The organism is Paenibacillus amylolyticus, from assembly GCF_036894225.1.
In the GTDB taxonomy this organism is placed as follows: domain Bacteria; phylum Bacillota; class Bacilli; order Paenibacillales; family Paenibacillaceae; genus Paenibacillus; species Paenibacillus amylolyticus.
The window spans coordinates 3,929,190-3,947,277 of sequence record NZ_CP145892.1 but is presented as its reverse complement, the minus strand read 5'-3'; the positions used below and the strand labels follow the sequence as shown (position 1 = coordinate 3,947,277).

The following is an 18,088-nucleotide window of genomic DNA, read 5'->3' as shown; positions in this document are numbered from 1 at the left end:
ATTCTCATTATTTGTTATCACGGTCATCCTAATCTTTGGCCTTTGGCAATCCCAGCATTTCGTCCAAAGTGACCAGTTCATATCCCCGTTTACGTAGTTCCTCAATAATTTCAGGCAGAGCCTCAATCGTACCGTTCAGATTTGATCCTACACCGCCTCCAGCATGTTGCAGAACGATGGAGCCAGGTTTCACGGCAGACAGGATGTTATCTTTCACTTGTTCCTTTGAAAGGCCTTTCCAGTCCAGGGAGTCTACGTTCCAGTTCACAATGCTATAGTGTTGTTTGGCAGCCCATCTCAGCTGTTCTTCATTAATGTCTCCATAAGGTGGCCGAATCATCTTGGGCGTATATCCCGCCAAACGTTGAATAATATCTCCGGTATGTAGAATTTGTTTACGAAAGGCATTCATCGACAGCTTACTGAATTCAGGATGATTGTAGCTGTGATTACCAACCATATGCCCTTCCTTAACGATGCGTTTCACCAGATCCGGATGTTTCTCAGCACGACTACCCACGATGAAGAATGTAGCTCTGACATTGTATTTCTTCAATACATCCAGCACTTGTGGAGTAAACCGTGGATCAGGTACATCATCAAAAGTCAGTGCAACCTTTTTTGTTGAAGGACCATTGGTTTTGAACGTATCGGCATATTTTTGACGTAACTGTCCCAATGTCAGTTGTTCTTCTCCAGCAGAATCCGAACCTGATACGTATTCACTTGGCGGGCTTGAAACATCCCGCGCTGAAACTGGAGCATGAGATCCTCCGAGAAAAATAACGATAACCATCAGCATAATGAGGCGTACGCGCATAATAACGGCCTCCTTTTCCAAAATGACGTTCTCCTTGGTATGCCCGGGGGTTCCATAAAATATGCGCAGTGTGAGAAGTTTCATTGCGGATTTATCTTATGATAGCCATAATTCCTCCATATATAACATATAGAAAAGGATAGGTGGATAGGATATGAGTACATATGATTTGAAATCCATACGTTTACAAGTGATTGAAGCAGGAGAGGATAAGGTTTTTCTCGTTACCGGAGGAAAGGCGCATATTGGCGCCGTAGCCACGTTCTACGTGGATCATGAGCGCGTAAGCGGGACGACGGTACATATTCCTGGGCATAAGGAACAAGAGCTGTGTGAGCGACTTGCCCGAAAGGCTGCCCTGCAGCTGAAAGTAACCGTTACGGTGATCATGGGTATCCATTTTGATTCCATCACGCGGATGCAGATCGACGAAATCGTGCAGACTGCAGAGAGGTTGATGGAGGATCATCTGAACAAAGATAAACGATCTTCCTGACATAAGAACCATTCAATGTTTTGATTTTATTTGCTAAAATTGAAACGAGTTGTAGATTGTTACGTATGTATGTTTATATACGATGTAATATCGACTAGGAGGAATAACATAATGTCCATTTTCAAACGTTTGCGTGATCTAACCATGTCTAACATCAACGCCATTATTGACAAGGCGGAAGATCCAATCAAGATGACGGACCAATATATCCGTGACATGCAAGAGGATTTGGAAGATGCGGAGAAAGCAGTAGCGCAACAGATCGCCATTGAGAAGAAATTCAAGCAGTTATTCGAAGAGCAGGAAGCTCTTGTGAAGAAACGTGAAGAGCAGGCGCATACGGCGGCACGTGCTCAGAATCTGGATTTGGCTCGACGTGCCCTGGAAGAGAAAAAGGCTGCTGAAGAGAAGATGGCTGAGTACAAAACCAGCTATGATCAAAACAAGGCTTCTGCAGATAACCTGCGTGGCAAGCTCGACGAGATGCGTAAGCAACTGACTCAAATGAAGAACAAACGCGAAACACTGGTAGCGCGTTACAATGCAGCAAAAGCCCAAACGGAAATCAACAAAGCGTTGAATGGGTTTGGCTCTGATACCGCAAGTGCTGGTATGAAGCGTATGGAAGAGAAAATGATGCAGATGGAAGCACAGGCCGAAGCAAGTAACGAAATGTCTTCCAAAGGAAAATCTTTGGATGAAGAGTTCGAGAAGTTGGGTAAAGATCAGGCTGTTGAAGACGAACTCGCAGCATTGATGAAACAGTACGATAATAAGAACTAATACCTTGGTTGTCAGCAAGGTTAACCAGCGGAGGAGAAGAGTATTTCTCCTTCGCTTTTAAATGCGGTTCATGTTGATAAGTGGGGGCTGTGTAAATGGATTTGAACATTTTGGCGATGCTGGTCTGGACCGGATCTGGTTCGGTTTTGCTGTTTGTGCTGATGTATGTTGGTTCACTGTTCACGAAATATAAGGATTTTGCTGAAGTTAAGGCCGGAAATATGGCCGTTACTACACGTATGGTTATGAAATTATTTGCACAAGGATATGTACTCGCTACGTCCATTTCTACGGCCGGTCACCTGGGAGAAGCACTGCTGGTCTCCGTTGTATCCTTTATCATTTTGTTGATTCTGGAGAGTGTTGTACACTTTATGATTCGCAAATGGGCCAATCTGGATCTGGATACGGGAATTCAGCAAGGGAAGACAGGGTACGGATTGTTCTCTGGCGCTTTACATATCGTGGGCGCACTGATTATTGCAGCTTGTTTATAAGATAAGGAACAGGAGTAATTCTCATGAGTGTATGGAAACGAATTAAAGGAATACTAACGAAACCTGAACCACCGCAGGCAGAGAAAACGATGCTTCAGCTTGCACCTGGTGATATCTGTGAGGTTTCTCTGGTCACTTATGAAGTCGTTGGTCGGGTACAAAATCGTGCTCGAAATGCAGTTGTGCTCACGCTACAGGATGGTACCGCATTTCGATATTTGCATATCGAAGAACGGGAACTCACACGTTACGCCCTATATACACCAATTGATGGCAGGCTTGATGCGCCTGATGAGGTGCCTACATTGCTGGACCTGGATGGACGCGCATATCATCTGGAGGAAGAGTATGGAGGCATGGTATCAACGGCAGGTAGAACTCCATATGGCCAGGCTGGAGAACAATTGGTATGGCAGTATCAGTCGGATGATAATATGCTTCTTCGCGTGGAGTGGCAAGACAGAAGATTTACACTGTATGAGGGTGAGTCCATTCTTCCTGCGGATATCAAAGTGATTCGTTCGAGCTAGGAGAGGTTCCAATGAAAAAACGCTTGGCACATGGATTAAAATTAATGCTGGTCCTCAGCCTTGTCATGTCTCTGTTGTCCGCGTGCGGAGCAGCACCTTCTGTTCAGGACACCTATCCGCTTGAATCGGTTAACGGCAGTGGTAACTCAACGTCCTATGTGTACCGGGCTTCGGACCGTACCGTTCCGGAAGTGGCTCAGGAATTGTCTGACCAGCGGCAACCGGATCAGATCTCGGCAGAGAACACAGAGCGTATGTTCCTCGTGTATCAGGACGAGTATTATCACCTGCAACAAGACCCGAACAAGCCGGAGGATACCTTGGTTGAGGTGGACTCCAAGGAATATGTTCGGCAGAACTACGATTCATCTTTTTTACAAGGTTACCTCACCGCTACATTAATTGGTAATTTGTTCGATTCTTTTGGCGGGCGAGGTTATGGCAACTATCGGGGATACACCAATAAAGATACGTATAAACCGAGTGCAGGATCTTATCGTGCACCAACAAGTAATGACAAGAAGCTTGCTCCACCTATTACTGTTGATCGGAAAGGTACGATTACAAGGCGCGGAAGCGATAAAGATTCAAGCGTGGGATCTGGCGGAGGATTATTCAACCGCAACAAGGATCAGAGCAAGGGAACCATTGATCGCAACAAGAGCAGTGGTGGGCTGTTTGATTCACCTAAGAAATCCTACAAAAAACCAAAAACCAGAGTGGGCGGCGGCCGAATTAAGAGGCGAAGATAATGATTTAATTATAAGCTTGGCTGCCCAACATATAGTTCAATCCAAAAAGAACAGGAAAAGGTATGACGGATTTATCTCTATCCGCGCATTTACCTTGGAGCTGTTCTTTTTTCTTTACGACTTGCGAACATGATTGGACTTGTGTACGCGGGGAATCGTTGTAGCAGGTTGTTTGCGAATCCAGCGGATAAATGGAATCATTCGTTCATCCTGTCTCAAGGATTGCAGATCAGTGAGACCAAGGGTTACAATGTCGCGATTGGTGTATAGCGAATGAATCTGTTTGTGACAGGGGATGCACAGGTTGGCCGTTGGTAGAAATGTTCCGCCCATTTCTTTGGGTGTCAGATGATGAACGGTCGTGTTCACAGGTTCTCTTCCGCATAATTCACATCGATTACTTATGATCATCGCCTCCCTTTGTCACTTATATTATGGGCAGACAAGATGCCTTTCATGTTGAATATAGATCAAGGAATGTTACACCTGTAAGAAATAAGATTTTGTCACAGGATTCAATAAGTGATGTACTTGTTATCTTACAATATTCGGGCTACACTTTCTTAAAGGATGATAGTCTTTAGGAGGTAAAAATACTTTTGAAAATGAACTCACATTCACATGATATGACAACTGCCAAATTCAATCGTACAGCTGTACAGGTACCGGATGCCCAGGCCAAAATAGCTGCAAGAGTTACTGTAGGCTCCATAGAGAAAGTTCATCTTGAATCTGCTCATGGCCGCACACTTGCAGAGACGATTCAGGCACCCCATCCGTATCCATTCTTCCGGAGATCGGGTATGGATGGATTCGCGATTATAAGTACAGATACCATAGATGCATCGAGTGATCATCAAGTTTGGTTTCGAGTAATTGATGAAATTCCTTGCGGCTACACTTCGGATCACACCATTGTTTCAGGTACGACGGCTCGCATCATGACCGGTGCACAGGTTCCGGAAGGTGCGGATGCGGTGGTCATGATGGAGATGACTGAGAGCAAGGTAGAGGACGGAGAACAGTGGATTGCATTGAAACGGCACATATTGTCGGGTGCTAACATCACCCCAATCGGACTGGAAGTCCAAGAGGGACAGCAACTGCTCGAAGCAGGAACGATCATCAGGGCAGGAGAGCAATCCGTGTTAGCTACTTTTGGCATAGCAGAAGTTCCCGTATTTCAACGTCCAAAGGTGGCGATATTCGCAACCGGTACGGAATTGCTTGATGTAGAAGAGCCATTACAACCAGGTCGGATTCGGAATAGCAACAGTTACATGCTGCGCTCTCTGGTTGTTGAAGCAGGTGGAGAGCCTGTGATGTACGGCTCTATTGCAGACGATGTGAATACGGCAAGGGCCAAACTGGAAGAAGCCATTCAAGATAATGATATCGTGGTGACCACAGGCGGTGTATCCGTCGGGGATTATGATATTATGGGTGAACTTGTGCTGGAAGAACATGTGGAGATGTTGTTTAACAAAGTGACGATGCGACCAGGCAGTGTGACCACAGCTGCTATATATAAAGATAAATTGCTTTTTGCACTTTCGGGTAACCCGGGGGCTTGTTTTGTAGGTTTTGGTTTGTTTGTTCGTCCAACCATACGTTCCATGCAGGCGGATGCTCATCCTTATATGGAAGAATGGACCGCGATCTTGGAAGAAGAGTACACCAAAGTAAACAATTTTACACGGTTCGTACGTGGACGCACAGAGATCCGCAACGGCATGGTGTACGCAATACCGGCTGCCGCCCGTGTAGATGAATCCAGTGTGATGATCACCATTAAGGACAGTGATTGCCTGATTGTTGTTCCACCTGAGAAAAAAGGCATTCCTGCGGGTGAGCAGGTACGTATTCTCAAACTGCCCTCAGGTCATGTGAGGTAGTGGTAGATGACTACAATGAGTGATGCAAAGCCACATATCATACAGATTGTTGGATACAAAAACACGGGCAAGACAACCCTGACAGCCGCGCTGATCGGGCACTTTTCTTCTATGGGACTTAAAGTAGCAGCAATTAAGCATGATGGACATGACCATTTTGAGATGGATCAAGAAGGAACGGATTCTTATCGATTTGGAGAGTCTGGGGCCTCGGCGGTGGTTGTTATGTCAGAGAAACGTACTGCGATTATGGAGCGACAGGCAACCAAGCTGGAGGATATGCTGAGCTATCTATCGGATTATGATTGGATTGTTGTTGAAGGATTCAAGGATGCTTCTTATCCCAAATTCGTGATGGTTCGAGAAGAGAAGGATCTGACCTTGATTGATCAGCTTAAAGGGGTAGTGGGTATAATCTCATGGTTACCTTCAGAGCAGTTTATAGAGCGGAGCACCGTAAGCAGAGATATAACATGGTACTCGGTTCATGAAACGGAGGATATAGCCAAAGCGTTGTTAGCAATGGTTGAAAGCAAGTGAAGGCAGAATGGTGAAGTCTAATCGTGGAAACGTCAAGAAGTGGGATATTATGGTCTTTACACATGATTGAATGTACAGAGAGCGTGATTGATCCCCTTTGAATATAACGTAATTTTTATTATGTAAACTAAATCATTTCTGCTTGTACTCTTCTCCTTGAATGATGCAAAAGAAACAAAAAAGCAGCAGACCTTTCTCGGATCGAAATCCTTGATGCGGTTTGCTGCTTTTATTATGTTCGGGATGTTACATCCCTTCGTCGGTACGACGTTCGATGGCTTCGGACATCGTTTTGTCGGTAAGGTGAGCATAGATCTCGGTCGTTTCCGTAGAAGCGTGTCCAAGCTGCTCTTTTGTTTTGTAAATATCATTTTGCAAATAATAGTCGGTTGCGAATGAGTGGCGTAATTTGTGCACGGTCAAGAATGGTTTGCCAAAACGTTTGGCGTATTTCATGATCATAGCCTGGATCGCTCTTTTGGTCATTCGACTGCCTTCTGAATCTCCGTTACGCAAAGCAATGAACAGACCTTTCTCCCGCTTGGGCGTACGGTAACGTGATTGCCGCAGGTTCATATAAGTCGCGAGTTCGTCCTTGGCCTGTTCCCTGAAATAAACGGGTGTTTTGTACGTCTCATCATTATTACCTTTGCGATAAACATACAAGAGTTTGTTGTTCAGATCGAGATCATCGACGTTCAGGTTCACAACTTCCGACACCCGTAAACCTGAATTGAGGATCAGGCTGGCAATGCAGGCGTCCCGTTCTTTGTTGATTTCATGGGAGTACAGGGCCTGCTTGTTCTTTTCCATATCAACAGCGTAACCTTCAAGGATATAGCCGATAAATTCCAGCAGTTCCTCTTCCTCCAGGATTTTACCTTTGAGTTTGGCAGCGGTGTCCTTGGGTTTATGGGTACGCTTGATCTCGATTTTGGCCATAATGTTCCGCTTCAGCAAAGGATAAAAGTCTTCATCTTCCGCAATTTGGCTCAGGTAATGAAAAAGGGAGCGAAGGGAAGAGAGTTTGCGAGATACGGTAATTCTGGAATTGGTTCCTTCCCGTTTGGTTGTAAGAAATAACCGATAGGCGGTAACCGAATCCATGCGAAGGACTTCCAGTTCAGTCAAGGTAACTTCTTTATTAGAGCTTGCCTCGGATAGCCCCTCTGCTCGCAACCATCCGAAGAAAGCTTCGTAATCTCTCAGATATTCGAGCAGGGTAGAGGGGGACAGGTCAGGCAGTTTGTAGTCCATGAATTGCTGAACGAACCAAGGCATGGAAGGTAGTTTGTCATCCAGCTTGCGTCGATCAATCTCTTTTTGCACGTTGGTCAAGTTCGACACCTCCATGTGAAAAACATATAAGATTAATATTCAATTTAATAGTATTCTATGCTCTAGTGTACCATAATTTACATGCTCACAGCTTGTTCACCAAAGCAGGCAGTAAGTAGGGTATGCTTCCTTGCCCTTCGGCGCGTAAACCTTTAAAGTAATTAGTATACGTAGAGCAGAGGAGGTGAACCGGATGAATATGAAAATAGAACTGGTTCCCCGGGAACGCAGTCAGGTGATTCGGCATTTAATGCAATTTTATTTATATGATTTTACTAAATACCTGAATATTGATGTGGACAGTAACGGCATTTTTCCGGAATATCCCGGTCTGGAGGCATTCTGGGCAGAAAAGGACCGCAAGTTTCCTTTTTTGATTACAAGTGATGGGGCACCTGCAGGGTTTGCTCTGGTGGAGAAATTGGAGCCTGGTAGTAAGGATAATGACTACTATTTGACTGAGTTTTTTGTGATGCAAAAATATCGGCGTAGTGGGGTGGGCACTCGGGCAGCATATGAGCTGTTCAAACGTTTTCCAGGAAGATGGAAAGTGACCCAGGTTCGTAACAATGTTATTGCACAGGCATTCTGGCGAAAAATTATAGGAGATTATACCGGAGGCCGCTTTCGAGAAAAGTTCCATCCGGAGCTAGGCAATCCAAGCCAGTATTTTGTAACCTGATTCCCATCGGGGTTTACCTACATATAAAGCATTCTGCTTGAATGCTGAAATAAAGAATCTGATGAAGGAGTGAGTGACATGAACGTACCCACATTCCATCTCGATGGACAGACAGCACTGGTGACAGGTGCAGGGAGAGGGATCGGAAAAGCAATTGCGATTGGACTTGCCCAGTCAGGCAGTGACGTTGTACTTGTATCCCGAACGATGAAAGAAATTGAGGAGACAGCCGCCTACATCTATGAACAGACAGGGCGTAAAGCGCTCGCTCTGACTGCGGATGTGACATCAAAAGAACAAATGGAAGAGTCGTTTCAAGAGGCAATCTCGGAGATGGGTAGTCTGGACATTCTGGTGAATAACGCAGGTATGAACATACGGACACCAGCACTTGAAGTAACGGACGAGCAGTGGGAGACCATCATGCAGACAAACTTAAAATCGGCTTTCTTCGCTTCGCAGTTGGCGGGTCTGCATATGAAAGAACGTGGGACTGGGAAGATCATTAACATCTCTTCGGTAGGCGGTCACACGGCTTTACGGACAGGGGTTGTATATGGCGCGACCAAAGCTGCGTTAATTCATATGACCAAAGTGCTCGCACTGGAATGGGGCAAGTATGGAATCCGTGTCAATTCAGTAGGGCCATGGTATTTCCGAACACCTCTGACTGAAAAACTGCTGGATGATCCCCAGTATTTGCAGGAAATTGTCAGCCGTACACCGCTACAGCGAGTGGGAGAACTCGAAGAAGTGGTAGGGCCGGTTGTATTCCTGGCATCAGATGCAGCGGGATACATAACGGGTCAGACGTTATTGGTTGACGGTGGAATGTCCATTTATGGATTCTAAGTAAATGAAGTTGGTTGTAGTTTAGAAAAGTGGGTGGCATAACCAACTCATGGGTAATAACATAAGGGAAGTTGAAGTTAATCTGTATTTCTATTTATCTGTACCCAATTCACTGAACTTGGAGGAAGATAACCATGGAAACGCGCAAGTACGGTAATACTGGCATGAACGTAAGTACACTTGGATTTGGCGGAGCGGAAATAGGCAAAAATGTATCCAAAACGGATGTAGCGACATTGCTGAATAGTGCCCTGGATGCTGGATTAAACGTGATAGACACGGCTGAATGTTACGGTGACAGCGAGGAATTAATCGGCGAGGTGTTGTCACATCGGCGTGATGACTACTATTTGTTCACCAAATGTGGACATGCTGCCGGGATCGAAGGTCCGGATTGGGATGCCAAAGTACTGGAGCAAACGATTGACCGCAGTCTGAAAAGGCTGAAAACGGACTATGTGGATGTTATCCATTTGCATAGCTGCTCCGAAGAAGTACTCCGACAAGGAGCAGTGATCGAAGTACTACAGCGTGCCAAGGAAGAAGGAAAAACCAGATTTATCGGATACAGTGGGGATACAACAGATGCGCTATATGCGATTCAGACCGGAGTATTTGACAGCCTAGAGACTTCATTAAATATCGCAGATCAGGAAGCAATTGATCTTACGTTGCCTGAGGCAAGGAAGAGAAACATGGGTGTCATCGCGAAAAGACCAATTGCCAATGCGGCTTGGACGTATGAAACACTTTCGGAAGAGGCATATCCATTTATATACTGGAAGCGCTTAAGTGAACTGAACTATGGTTTTCTGGGTGAAGATGCCCAGGCAGCGGTGGAAACAGCACTACGTTTTACGCTAAGTACCGAAGGTGTAGACACAGCTATTGTAGGAACAGCCAAGCCCAATCGCTGGCAGCAAAATGCTGATCTTGTGGCTAAGGGGCCACTCCCGCAGGAACTGTATGATGAAATTAGAGCACGATGGAAAGAAATCGCCGGAGCAGATTGGACTGGCCGGACTTAAATTGGAGATATTAGCGAAGCCGCCATATGGCGGCTTTTTTTATGACGCGTGCCCAGAGGCACGCATGATCTTGTTGGTGAAAGTCCAATCCAAGGAGGGGCCAAGCCACCTTGGTAGCTAGGATGCTTGCATATGGCGAAATCTGTGTGCAAAAGCGCATCGACAAAAGTACCTGTCAGAAACAGGGCGAGCAACAAGCCAGGCCGTAACATGAAGTGAATCCTGCCGCGTCGTCAAAAAGGCCCTGCAAGGGGGAAAAGAAGGTGCCGAGTCTCGGTCATATAGATGAAGGCCAAGGAAGCTGTGCAGAACTTGGAACAACAGTGAAGAACCTTCCGGCGTAAAGGGAGCGGCATGGTTTGAAAGATCATGCAGTGAACTGGGGAGACCCTCCCCCACACGGATTTTTTTTTTTTTAGGAATTCGTAAAGAGATGCTCTATAAGTCCAAAAGACGAAGTGAAACGTCTGTGGGAAGGGAGTCCGAGGGGCTCATAGTATCGAAGAACCCAAGGACAACATAACCTTGGGGAGGGAAGGAGCCCTGCTTTGTTTATGCTTTTGGAGGAGGTACGAGTGAGTGAATGCCAATCGGCTAATAACACCAAAGGAAAAAGTTCAACAACTCCAAGAAAAGCTAGGTCATGTGGCCAAGGAGAACAGCAAGCGTAAATTCCATGCCTTGTACGACAAAGTCTACCGGGGAGATGTCTTGTGCGAAGCCTGGAGACGAGTGAAAGCGAACAAGGGAGCAGCAGGAGTAGATGCCATGACGCTGGCAGATGTGGAGGAACAAGGAGAAATGAACGTCCTTAAGGACTGCGAACGAGCGTTGAAAGAAGGCAACTACCATCCGCAGCCTGTACGGCGGCACTATATCCCCAAGAAAGATGGGAAGCAAAGGCCGCTGGGCATACCCACCGTGCGCGACCGAGTCATACAGATGGCAACGAAACTGGTGATTGAACCCATCTTTGAAGCGGATTTTGAGGACGTATCTCTTCGGATTTCGCCCAAAACGAAGTGCGAAAGGAGCGCTGGAACGAATTCGGAAAGCCTGCAACCGCAAAGGGAATTGGGTAGTCGACGTCGATATCCAAGGTTACTTCGATAACATTAATCAAGAGAAGCTTATGAAATTGGTGCAGATGCGCATCAACGACAGGCGGATACTGAAATTAATATCGAAGTGGCTTCAGGCGGGAGTGATGGAAGAAGGAAACGTAAGGCGCTCCGATTTAGGAACGCCGCAAGGTGGTGTGATCTCACCGCTTCTGGCGAATATCTATCTGAACTATTTTGACCGACTATGGGAGAAACATGGAAGAGGTCTGGGAGAACTGACAAGGTATGCAGACGACTTTGTAGTCATCTGTAAAACCAAAAAAGGACGCCGAGCATGCGTATGAACACATAGGCAAAATTATGGAACGTCTGGAGCTAACCCTGCACCCGACCAAAACTCGCATTGTAGGTCTATGGACAGGAGACGAGGGATTCGACTTCTTAGGAATGCACCACCGAAAAACGAAAGCAGAAACGTCGCAAGGGAAGGTATATTACACCACACAGCAATGGCTAACCAAAAAGGCGGAAGAACGTATTCGTGGAGTCATTAAAGAGCGATTATCCCCACCGAGTATGCGATCTAGATCGTTTGCGGAACATGTGAAATGGCTCAATCCGAAGATTCAAGGGTGGAGAAACTATTACTACACGAGTTACAGCCAAAAGAGACTAGCTAAGCTGGATTGGTATATGTTGCAACGGTTAACACGGTGGTACGCGAAGAAGAGACAACGCAGAAAATGGATGGGTTCAATAGCTGAGGTTAAGTACATCGCCAGTCAATATGAATTAAAAACGCTATTGTAATCTGCATGCCCATGAATGACAAACATCGGAAAGCCGTATGAGGGAAAACCTCACGTACGGTTTGATGAGGAGAGGCTGGGTTTTGCCCAGCCTTTTACTCTAGAAACATAAAATATTTTCATCATATGAAAAATTCACAACAGAATTTGGAACAGAGGCTGCGAAAAATTTTAGTGGATAATGTCTATACGTCAGCCTAGCCCGAAAACGGGTGAAAAAGGATGAAAGAGGAAAAATCCCAGGAAATAGCCTTTATTTAAAACAATTAAATTTATAAAAAACGATAAAGCTATTGAGATAATACAAAAAATAGGCAGTGTGCGTTCGATATAAAAGAAATAACGATTTAATTTATAATATTTCAACATATGAAAAATTCACAATAGAAAGATCATTTTCTCACCTTAGTTACTATCGCTCATACAGCTACAGTGACACACCACCAAGTTTAAAAGGGAAACCATTCTAAGCGATTGAAGTCAACCAATTTTTTTACGAATTTTAATCAAATTGAAAATATATTTTTATGAATAATCTCTAAAAGCATACACCTTAAATTCATGATCAGAATAATTTTAACATATTAATTATTATGTAAACTAATAATAATTCTTTTGGCACTACAGACATAAAACCTCCATGACCTGTAAATCGTAAGGGGATAAGGTAGAAGGAGGAGCTTCATGAAAAGTCAGCAACACCGTAAAAACGACGACGAAAAATTAAGTTGGGTCAGCCTATCCTTGTTTGGCGCGGGTTGCACACTGGGAACGGGATTTTTCCTAGGAACCAGTCTCGCGATTCATTGGGCAGGCATATCCGTACTTATATTGTTGGTGCTGGCGGCGGCAGGTACTTACTTTGTATTTGGTGCGCTGGCACAGATGACCGCAGAAGATCCGAAGGAAGGCGCTTTTCGAACGTATGCGGGCGAAGCATTCGGACCTTGGGCTGGTTTTGGTAGTGGATGGATGTACTGGTTCTCTGAAATGCTCATCATGGGCAGCTCATTAACGGCACTTGGGCTGTTCTCACAATTCTGGTTTCCCAAGTTTCCGCTATGGGCATTTGTTGCGATCTATGCCGCTATAGGTCTGTTCATTGCTGCACTGGGAGCGAAGGGATTAACCAAAACGGAGAATATTCTTGCTGTAATCAAACTTGCTGCAACGGTTGCATTTATAGCTATAGCAGGAGCGGCTTGTCTGGGTTGGTTACCTGTAAAAGTCACACCAGAGCAATTGAAGAATGAATGGTTCCCGCATGGGGGGAAAGGGGTATGGACCGGTTTCATCTATGCATTTTTTGCTTTTGCCGGGATCGAGGTTATGGGTTTGATGGCAGCTAACCTGAAAGAACCAAAAGATGCAGTGAAATCAGGTCGAGTAATGTTATTATCGGTGAGTACACTCTATGTGATTGCAATTGCGTTGATCCTGTTGCTTGTGCCTTCAGTTCAGTTAACTCCAGATGAAAGTCCGCTTGTCAAAGCCATGGCAACCATTGGATTCACTGTTGTGGTCCACATTCTCAACGGAATTCTGATTATAGCCGGATTCTCGACGATGGTGGCTTCGTTATATGCCATTACGTCCATGTTGGTGAAACTCGCAGAAGATGGAGATGCACCAAAACTGTTCACGAAGACCTGGGGAAAAAAGGACATGCCACTTCAGGCATTGTGTTGCACAGCGGCTGGATTAGTTCTATCTACGTTGATGGCATTATGGATGCCCAAGAGTTTGTTTGAATATGTGACGACAGCAGGTAGTCTGGTATTAATGTATACATGGCTGCTCATCTGCATCACGTACATTAAAAAAATGAAGCCCGTGAAGTGGAATCGCATCAAAGTGTGGATTGCCATAGTATTAATTGTGGCTGCTGTGGCTGGGACAGCGATGGAAAAAGCCAGCAGAACGGGTCTGCTGGCAAGTGTGGGACTTCTGGTGTTCCTTGGCATCATCACGTATGTTGTTCATAAGGTACGTGGCTCGAAACCACCGCAGTCAGCACCATCCAAACCATAAGCAACTCTCTTCTCAGCAACTTTTGTGGATGTCGTACAACGGATTAATGAGTGCTTTAAGATTATTTCGTCAACTTGCCTAGGGCTTGCTTCATCCGCATGAATGGACATTTGGAAGGTGTCTGCTCATCATCAGGCAGGAAATATTGTTTCCATTCCAGATTATCCTGCTGACCATACCACATCAGCGAAGGGTGAGCAGGTACAGCATCATACGCAGCGAGACGTTTGCGAATTAAGGTTTTCATTTTACGGCCAAGAGGGGTGTTGTCATTAATGGATTCGAATACCCACCGTGGTTGAAAAGCAAACATGAGATAAGGAAAATGCCGGCTGGCTCGGAGTTCATGTGCAGGAGTTGCACAGAAACAAAAGTAAGGCTCTCCGCCAAAGCAAAACTCCCATGATGAATCATGAGGATCGGTTGAAATATGTTCTGGCCACGGCTCGGTATCGTGTGAACTTACCCGATTGAGCATTTGCCAGAATAACGTCTGATATTGCTCTACCGTTGTATGATCTTTCAGATCACTTGGCGTCTCACAGATCACGACCATCGAAGCGTAATGACCAGTGTCTCTGGAGACAGGACCATATTGTCTAAGCAGATCGGCCATATCTTCGGCAGCATGTTCAGATCGGGGGTCACACGTAAAGCCGTACCTCAAATGCCCTGACAGAAATCCCATTCGTCCAGGTACACACGGATACGTATTATTTTCATCGGCGATCATATCTGCAAATTGCGAATAAGCGTCCTGCTGCCAAGATGGAAGACGCTCAAACAAGGTGTTTATTTCGTCGGCACTATACAGCTCCGCCATTGATTCCCAACTCCATTCCACATGATACCGTTACAGTATTAATGTGGGGGAAGTTGGGTGACTGTCCAGCCTGATTTTGTTGTCAGAAAAAAATGGAACGTACAGCTTCGTACCCAAAATACAAACCAAATCCGATCAGGCAGATTCCCGAAATGATAGAGATCCAGCGCAATACATTCTCACTGCTATGTTTGTGGAATCGACTGGCCATTCCAGCCATAATGACATCCCATACCAGGATACCAATGAATATGCCTGAACTGTAGAGCAGCAAATGAGCAGTATCCGTATGTTTCACAGTTGTCGCGAGAATAGAGCCGTAGATCCCCAGCCAAAATAATATATTCAGTGGATTGGACAGGGCCATCAAAAATCCGGAAATAAAAGATTTTCGAACAGTTGCTTCCGCAGTAGATGTACCTTGAATGCCTTGCTTTAGCTTCGAGAGCGTTTCCACTCCCGTGTAAATCAGAATAAAACTGCCAAATGACCAGAGAAAAGAGCGCATGAACGGCGTGTCCAGAAAATGGGCAACTCCAAAATAAATCAGCAGCATATACACCAAATCTGCAAACATAGCTCCGAGTCCTAGAATCCAAGCATGCATGAATCCGTGGCGGGCTCCACGGTCGAGTTGGGCGGCGTTAATCGGACCGATTGGAGCGGACAATGATATTCCCAGAATGATATAACTGAACAGTACAGACATAAACACGTTCACTCCTTAACGGGTTCGATGAATTGTACCAGTTGTCAGAGAAAATGGGTACAAGTCATCGTATTCCCGCAAGGAGTGAATTAGAACAAACTACTTTTATCTCATACTGTGTCAAGGCCTTTTCATTCTGTTAAAGTTCCACATCCAATTGAATAGGGGTGCAGTTATATCCGTTGCATGAGCTTTCTTCACAAGGACAGGCGGAGAGCCCAATTGTGAGATCCATTAATGCCTCCATCTCGATATAATCACCTGCACGAGAGTCGGGAGCTACAACATCAATCTTGCCTTCACTGTCTACAACGGACTTCATAAACAGGTTGAATGGATAGTGTTGATCCGGCGGTAAGATTCCGAAGGGTTCTAGTGCCGTGTTCAAGTTGTGATAACAACTGGCATGATCCTTTTTGTCGTATAACACCTCATACATCTCTGGTCGACAAGCGGAGTTAAAGAAATCATGTACCCCAACGGTGTCACGGACAATCTTGAGTAAGGGTTGATATTGATTGGAATACACAAATTGTCCTGGTTTAATGCGATAAGTACGCAATACGTCCATTGTCACGCCGGGGTCCAAGCGATGGTTAGCATCCGTAGCATCGTATGCCACAAAATCAATGACTTGTTGTCCCTCCAGATCAGTTATGCGTAGTAAAGAACCCTTGTTTACTTTCAGGGCATATCCCGTTTTGGCTGGGATACGATAAGACTGTTTATGGCGCTGATTCGTATTCATCCGTCACATTCCTCCGCTACTTTTTGCTTTCAGTATGCGGAGCAGATGAAGCTTTCATGCACTGTTATGGCGCCGTACTCTACTCAGGCAGGAACATCCAATGGTGAATTTAAACACAAACCACATTATATGCCTTTATGCTGGGAACAGTGGATTACCTCTCATTCCGATCCAGAGGTCTGATTGTTCAAGCTGTCCAGCTAGATGTAATAACCAATCTTCACGTCCCTTGGTTGCCATCACTTGAACGCCCATTGGCAACCCTTCAGGTGTCATATGCAGAGGTACACTGATCGCAGGCTGGCCTGTCAGATTTGCGAGCTGGGTGAACGGTGTATACGTAAGACTTGGCTCAAACATTTCATAGATGAGTTGCTGCTGCTGGGTCTTGTCCAATTCACTAATTCGCATCAGATTACGGATTTGTTCGTCATGAGGCGTTAATTCACCAATCTTAGGCGCAGGAAAAGCATTAACAGGTGTGACGTAGAAGTCATAACGCTCGAACAAAGTGGACATCTGGGCTGCAGCTACATCCCATTCAGCTAAGCTATGTACAAATTCCGCAGCGGACACCTTTTTGCCTGCTTCAGCCAGAACCCAAGATTCAATCTCCATATCATCGGAGGTCAGAGCCCGGCCCAAGGATCGTTCCATGGAAGAGATCATCGCGGCCATCTCACCGCTGTTCATCATGTAATAATTCTCCATCAACCGAACTCCGTTGACGGGACTCAGTTTTTCTTCAACATGATGACCTTGTTCTTCCAACCAGCGCACGAGCTTGTATACAGATTCTTTGGCTTCTGCGCTGACAGGTGTACCCACGGGTGAATCCGTTGTGTATGCAATTTTCAGTTTGCGTTGATGTGGGTAGCTCATATCAGCCAAGTAACTGCCTGGAAAGAGTGGAGCATGGAACGCAGCTTCGGGCTGAATGACTTGTAACGTATCAAGCAATGCAGCACTGTCCCGAACCGAGCGAGAGAGGGCGAAATCAATCGATGCGCCTTGCCATTGACGACCAACTCCAGGCCCCACAGGTGTCCGTCCACGCGTTGGTTTTAATCCAAACAATCCGCTAAAGGAAGCCGGGATACGAATCGAACCTCCTCCGTCACTGGCTCCCGCAAGAGGAACAATACCTGAAGCTACAGCGGAAGCGGCACCACCACTTGAACCACCTGGGGAATGATTGATATTCCATGCATTGCGAGTTGGACCATGAAGACGGGGCTCGGTAATATTTTTTAAACCAAATTCAGGCGTATTGGTATGTCCTATGAAGATAAAGCCTGCATCACGGAGTCGAGTGACAAAATTGGAATTGCGTAATGCCCGATGCTCGCTGAACAAACGTGAGCCTGAAGTCAGAAATTCACCTTCCAAGGATTGCGAGATATCTTTCAGGAGCAGGGGAACACCGGCAAAAGGTTGTTCTCCAGGGAGAACCAAACCGGCTTCCTCCCGTGCGCGAGATTCATATGTACGAATAACCGCATTAAGTTGCGGATTCACTTCTTCAAGGCGTGCAAACGCCGCTTCAAGCATTTCAACCGGGGATACTTCCCGGGATCGGATCAGTTCAGCCAAACCTACGGCGTCGTAGGAGGTATATGAGAATGAAGACATCATGATCGTTCCTCTCTGAATATAATTCATCTGTTTATTCCATATGTCATCGTACCACC

Annotated in this window: 21 protein-coding genes; 14 read left to right on the top strand and 7 right to left on the bottom strand. The window is 45.6% G+C overall.

Annotated features, from left to right (window positions below; all coding sequences use genetic code 11):
- Positions 1–28 precede the first annotated feature (28 nt).
- Positions 29–820 (bottom strand): polysaccharide deacetylase family protein, encoded by a 792-nt coding sequence (locus V6668_RS17515; protein WP_338706281.1) that lies wholly within the window; start codon positions 818–820, stop codon positions 29–31.
- Positions 821–974: 154 nt separating this feature from the next.
- On the opposite strand from V6668_RS17515, the gene V6668_RS17510 reads away from it, so the two are divergent.
- The 5 genes from V6668_RS17510 to V6668_RS17490 all read left to right on the top strand — a co-directional run bounded on the left by V6668_RS17510 (position 975) and on the right by V6668_RS17490 (position 3,878).
- Positions 975–1,316: a hypothetical protein gene (locus V6668_RS17510; RefSeq protein WP_051447323.1), complete on the top strand. Its 342-nt coding sequence runs from the start codon at positions 975–977 to the stop codon at positions 1,314–1,316.
- A gap of 111 nt (positions 1,317–1,427) precedes the next feature.
- On the top strand, positions 1,428–2,099 hold the full coding sequence (locus V6668_RS17505; protein ID WP_076210133.1) for a PspA/IM30 family protein: 672 nt from the start codon (positions 1,428–1,430) through the stop codon (positions 2,097–2,099).
- A gap of 95 nt (positions 2,100–2,194) precedes the next feature.
- Positions 2,195–2,596 (top strand): DUF350 domain-containing protein, encoded by a 402-nt coding sequence (locus V6668_RS17500; protein ID WP_338706279.1) that lies wholly within the window; start codon positions 2,195–2,197, stop codon positions 2,594–2,596.
- Positions 2,597–2,619: 23 nt separating this feature from the next.
- Positions 2,620–3,126, top strand: coding sequence for a DUF4178 domain-containing protein (locus V6668_RS17495; RefSeq protein WP_076317633.1), 507 nt, complete (start codon positions 2,620–2,622; stop codon positions 3,124–3,126).
- 11 nt (positions 3,127–3,137) lie between these two features.
- A complete protein-coding gene (locus V6668_RS17490; protein ID WP_017688102.1) occupies positions 3,138–3,878 on the top strand; it encodes a DUF4247 domain-containing protein in 741 nt (246 codons plus the stop codon).
- A gap of 114 nt (positions 3,879–3,992) precedes the next feature.
- On the opposite strand, the gene V6668_RS17485 is transcribed toward V6668_RS17490, so the two are convergent.
- Complete coding sequence (locus tag V6668_RS17485; RefSeq protein ID WP_076328545.1) at positions 3,993–4,289, bottom strand: restriction endonuclease; 297 nt, start codon at positions 4,287–4,289, stop codon at positions 3,993–3,995.
- Between the two features lie 194 nt (positions 4,290–4,483).
- On the opposite strand from V6668_RS17485, the gene glp reads away from it, so the two are divergent.
- Both glp and mobB read left to right on the top strand, forming a co-directional pair.
- A complete protein-coding gene (gene glp, locus V6668_RS17480; protein WP_338708969.1) occupies positions 4,484–5,773 on the top strand; it encodes a gephyrin-like molybdotransferase Glp in 1,290 nt (429 codons plus the stop codon).
- 6 nt (positions 5,774–5,779) lie between these two features.
- On the top strand, positions 5,780–6,313 hold the full coding sequence (mobB, locus tag V6668_RS17475) for a molybdopterin-guanine dinucleotide biosynthesis protein B (protein ID WP_338706278.1): 534 nt from the start codon (positions 5,780–5,782) through the stop codon (positions 6,311–6,313).
- Between the two features lie 246 nt (positions 6,314–6,559).
- Here mobB and xerS read toward each other — a convergent pair whose 3' ends face one another.
- The gene (gene xerS, locus V6668_RS17470) at positions 6,560–7,666 is read right to left on the bottom strand and encodes a tyrosine recombinase XerS (protein WP_338706277.1); all 1,107 of its coding nucleotides are present in this window, start codon (positions 7,664–7,666) and stop codon (positions 6,560–6,562) included.
- A gap of 178 nt (positions 7,667–7,844) precedes the next feature.
- On the opposite strand from xerS, the gene V6668_RS17465 reads away from it, so the two are divergent.
- From V6668_RS17465 to V6668_RS17435, 7 genes are all read left to right on the top strand, one after another.
- The gene (locus tag V6668_RS17465; RefSeq protein ID WP_036613700.1) at positions 7,845–8,333 is read left to right on the top strand and encodes a GNAT family N-acetyltransferase; all 489 of its coding nucleotides are present in this window, start codon (positions 7,845–7,847) and stop codon (positions 8,331–8,333) included.
- A gap of 78 nt (positions 8,334–8,411) precedes the next feature.
- Complete coding sequence (locus V6668_RS17460) at positions 8,412–9,185, top strand: SDR family NAD(P)-dependent oxidoreductase (RefSeq protein WP_076250275.1); 774 nt, start codon at positions 8,412–8,414, stop codon at positions 9,183–9,185.
- A gap of 134 nt (positions 9,186–9,319) precedes the next feature.
- On the top strand, positions 9,320–10,213 hold the full coding sequence (locus V6668_RS17455) for an aldo/keto reductase (protein WP_338706275.1): 894 nt from the start codon (positions 9,320–9,322) through the stop codon (positions 10,211–10,213).
- 579 nt (positions 10,214–10,792) lie between these two features.
- On the top strand, positions 10,793–11,326 hold the full coding sequence (locus tag V6668_RS17450; RefSeq protein ID WP_338709017.1) for a hypothetical protein: 534 nt from the start codon (positions 10,793–10,795) through the stop codon (positions 11,324–11,326).
- Positions 11,250–11,621 carry a reverse transcriptase domain-containing protein gene (locus V6668_RS17445; protein ID WP_338708968.1) on the top strand — a complete coding sequence of 124 codons (372 nt, stop codon included), beginning with the start codon at positions 11,250–11,252 and terminating at the stop codon, positions 11,619–11,621. The genes V6668_RS17450 and V6668_RS17445 overlap by 77 nt, the downstream gene beginning before the upstream one ends.
- 16 nt (positions 11,622–11,637) lie before the next feature.
- The gene (locus V6668_RS17440; protein ID WP_338706274.1) at positions 11,638–12,087 is read left to right on the top strand and encodes a group II intron maturase-specific domain-containing protein; all 450 of its coding nucleotides are present in this window, start codon (positions 11,638–11,640) and stop codon (positions 12,085–12,087) included.
- Positions 12,088–12,770: 683 nt separating this feature from the next.
- Positions 12,771–14,117, top strand: a complete 1,347-nt coding sequence (locus V6668_RS17435) for an amino acid permease (protein ID WP_338706273.1) — start codon at positions 12,771–12,773, stop codon at positions 14,115–14,117.
- A 61-nt stretch (positions 14,118–14,178) separates the two neighbouring features.
- Here the strand turns inward: V6668_RS17435 and V6668_RS17430 are convergent, their stop codons facing one another.
- The 4 genes from V6668_RS17430 to V6668_RS17415 form a co-directional block, all read right to left on the bottom strand.
- Positions 14,179–14,940 (bottom strand): YqcI/YcgG family protein, encoded by a 762-nt coding sequence (locus V6668_RS17430; protein WP_047843355.1) that lies wholly within the window; start codon positions 14,938–14,940, stop codon positions 14,179–14,181.
- An 82-nt stretch (positions 14,941–15,022) separates the two neighbouring features.
- Complete coding sequence (locus tag V6668_RS17425; protein WP_017688112.1) at positions 15,023–15,649, bottom strand: LysE family translocator; 627 nt, start codon at positions 15,647–15,649, stop codon at positions 15,023–15,025.
- 139 nt (positions 15,650–15,788) lie between these two features.
- Positions 15,789–16,397, bottom strand: coding sequence for a DUF1989 domain-containing protein (locus tag V6668_RS17420; RefSeq protein WP_074095440.1), 609 nt, complete (start codon positions 16,395–16,397; stop codon positions 15,789–15,791).
- A 135-nt stretch (positions 16,398–16,532) separates the two neighbouring features.
- Entirely contained in the window at positions 16,533–18,029 is a 1,497-nt protein-coding gene (locus V6668_RS17415; protein ID WP_338708967.1) for an amidase, read from the bottom strand.
- Between the last annotated feature and the right edge of the window lie 59 nt (positions 18,030–18,088).

Excerpts from the sequence above, each read along its gene's own strand:
- V6668_RS17515 (WP_338706281.1), bottom strand. The coding sequence starts at position 820 with ATGCGCGTACGCCTCATTATGCTGATGGTTATCGTTATTTTTCTCGGA.
- V6668_RS17510 (WP_051447323.1), top strand. The coding sequence starts at position 975 with ATGAGTACATATGATTTGAAATCCATACGTTTACAAGTGATTGAAGCA.
- V6668_RS17505 (WP_076210133.1), top strand. The coding sequence starts at position 1,428 with ATGTCCATTTTCAAACGTTTGCGTGATCTAACCATGTCTAACATCAAC.
- V6668_RS17500 (WP_338706279.1), top strand. The coding sequence starts at position 2,195 with ATGGATTTGAACATTTTGGCGATGCTGGTCTGGACCGGATCTGGTTCG.
- V6668_RS17495 (WP_076317633.1), top strand. The coding sequence starts at position 2,620 with ATGAGTGTATGGAAACGAATTAAAGGAATACTAACGAAACCTGAACCA.
- V6668_RS17490 (WP_017688102.1), top strand. The coding sequence starts at position 3,138 with ATGAAAAAACGCTTGGCACATGGATTAAAATTAATGCTGGTCCTCAGC.
- V6668_RS17485 (WP_076328545.1), bottom strand. The coding sequence starts at position 4,289 with ATGATCATAAGTAATCGATGTGAATTATGCGGAAGAGAACCTGTGAAC.
- glp (WP_338708969.1), top strand. The coding sequence starts at position 4,484 with ATGAACTCACATTCACATGATATGACAACTGCCAAATTCAATCGTACA.
- mobB (WP_338706278.1), top strand. The coding sequence starts at position 5,780 with ATGACTACAATGAGTGATGCAAAGCCACATATCATACAGATTGTTGGA.
- xerS (WP_338706277.1), bottom strand. The coding sequence starts at position 7,666 with ATGGAGGTGTCGAACTTGACCAACGTGCAAAAAGAGATTGATCGACGC.
- V6668_RS17465 (WP_036613700.1), top strand. The coding sequence starts at position 7,845 with ATGAATATGAAAATAGAACTGGTTCCCCGGGAACGCAGTCAGGTGATT.
- V6668_RS17460 (WP_076250275.1), top strand. The coding sequence starts at position 8,412 with ATGAACGTACCCACATTCCATCTCGATGGACAGACAGCACTGGTGACA.
- V6668_RS17455 (WP_338706275.1), top strand. The coding sequence starts at position 9,320 with ATGGAAACGCGCAAGTACGGTAATACTGGCATGAACGTAAGTACACTT.
- V6668_RS17440 (WP_338706274.1), top strand. The coding sequence starts at position 11,638 with ATGGAACGTCTGGAGCTAACCCTGCACCCGACCAAAACTCGCATTGTA.
- V6668_RS17435 (WP_338706273.1), top strand. The coding sequence starts at position 12,771 with ATGAAAAGTCAGCAACACCGTAAAAACGACGACGAAAAATTAAGTTGG.
- V6668_RS17430 (WP_047843355.1), bottom strand. The coding sequence starts at position 14,940 with ATGGCGGAGCTGTATAGTGCCGACGAAATAAACACCTTGTTTGAGCGT.
- V6668_RS17425 (WP_017688112.1), bottom strand. The coding sequence starts at position 15,649 with ATGTCTGTACTGTTCAGTTATATCATTCTGGGAATATCATTGTCCGCT.
- V6668_RS17420 (WP_074095440.1), bottom strand. The coding sequence starts at position 16,397 with ATGAATACGAATCAGCGCCATAAACAGTCTTATCGTATCCCAGCCAAA.
- V6668_RS17415 (WP_338708967.1), bottom strand. The coding sequence starts at position 18,029 with ATGTCTTCATTCTCATATACCTCCTACGACGCCGTAGGTTTGGCTGAA.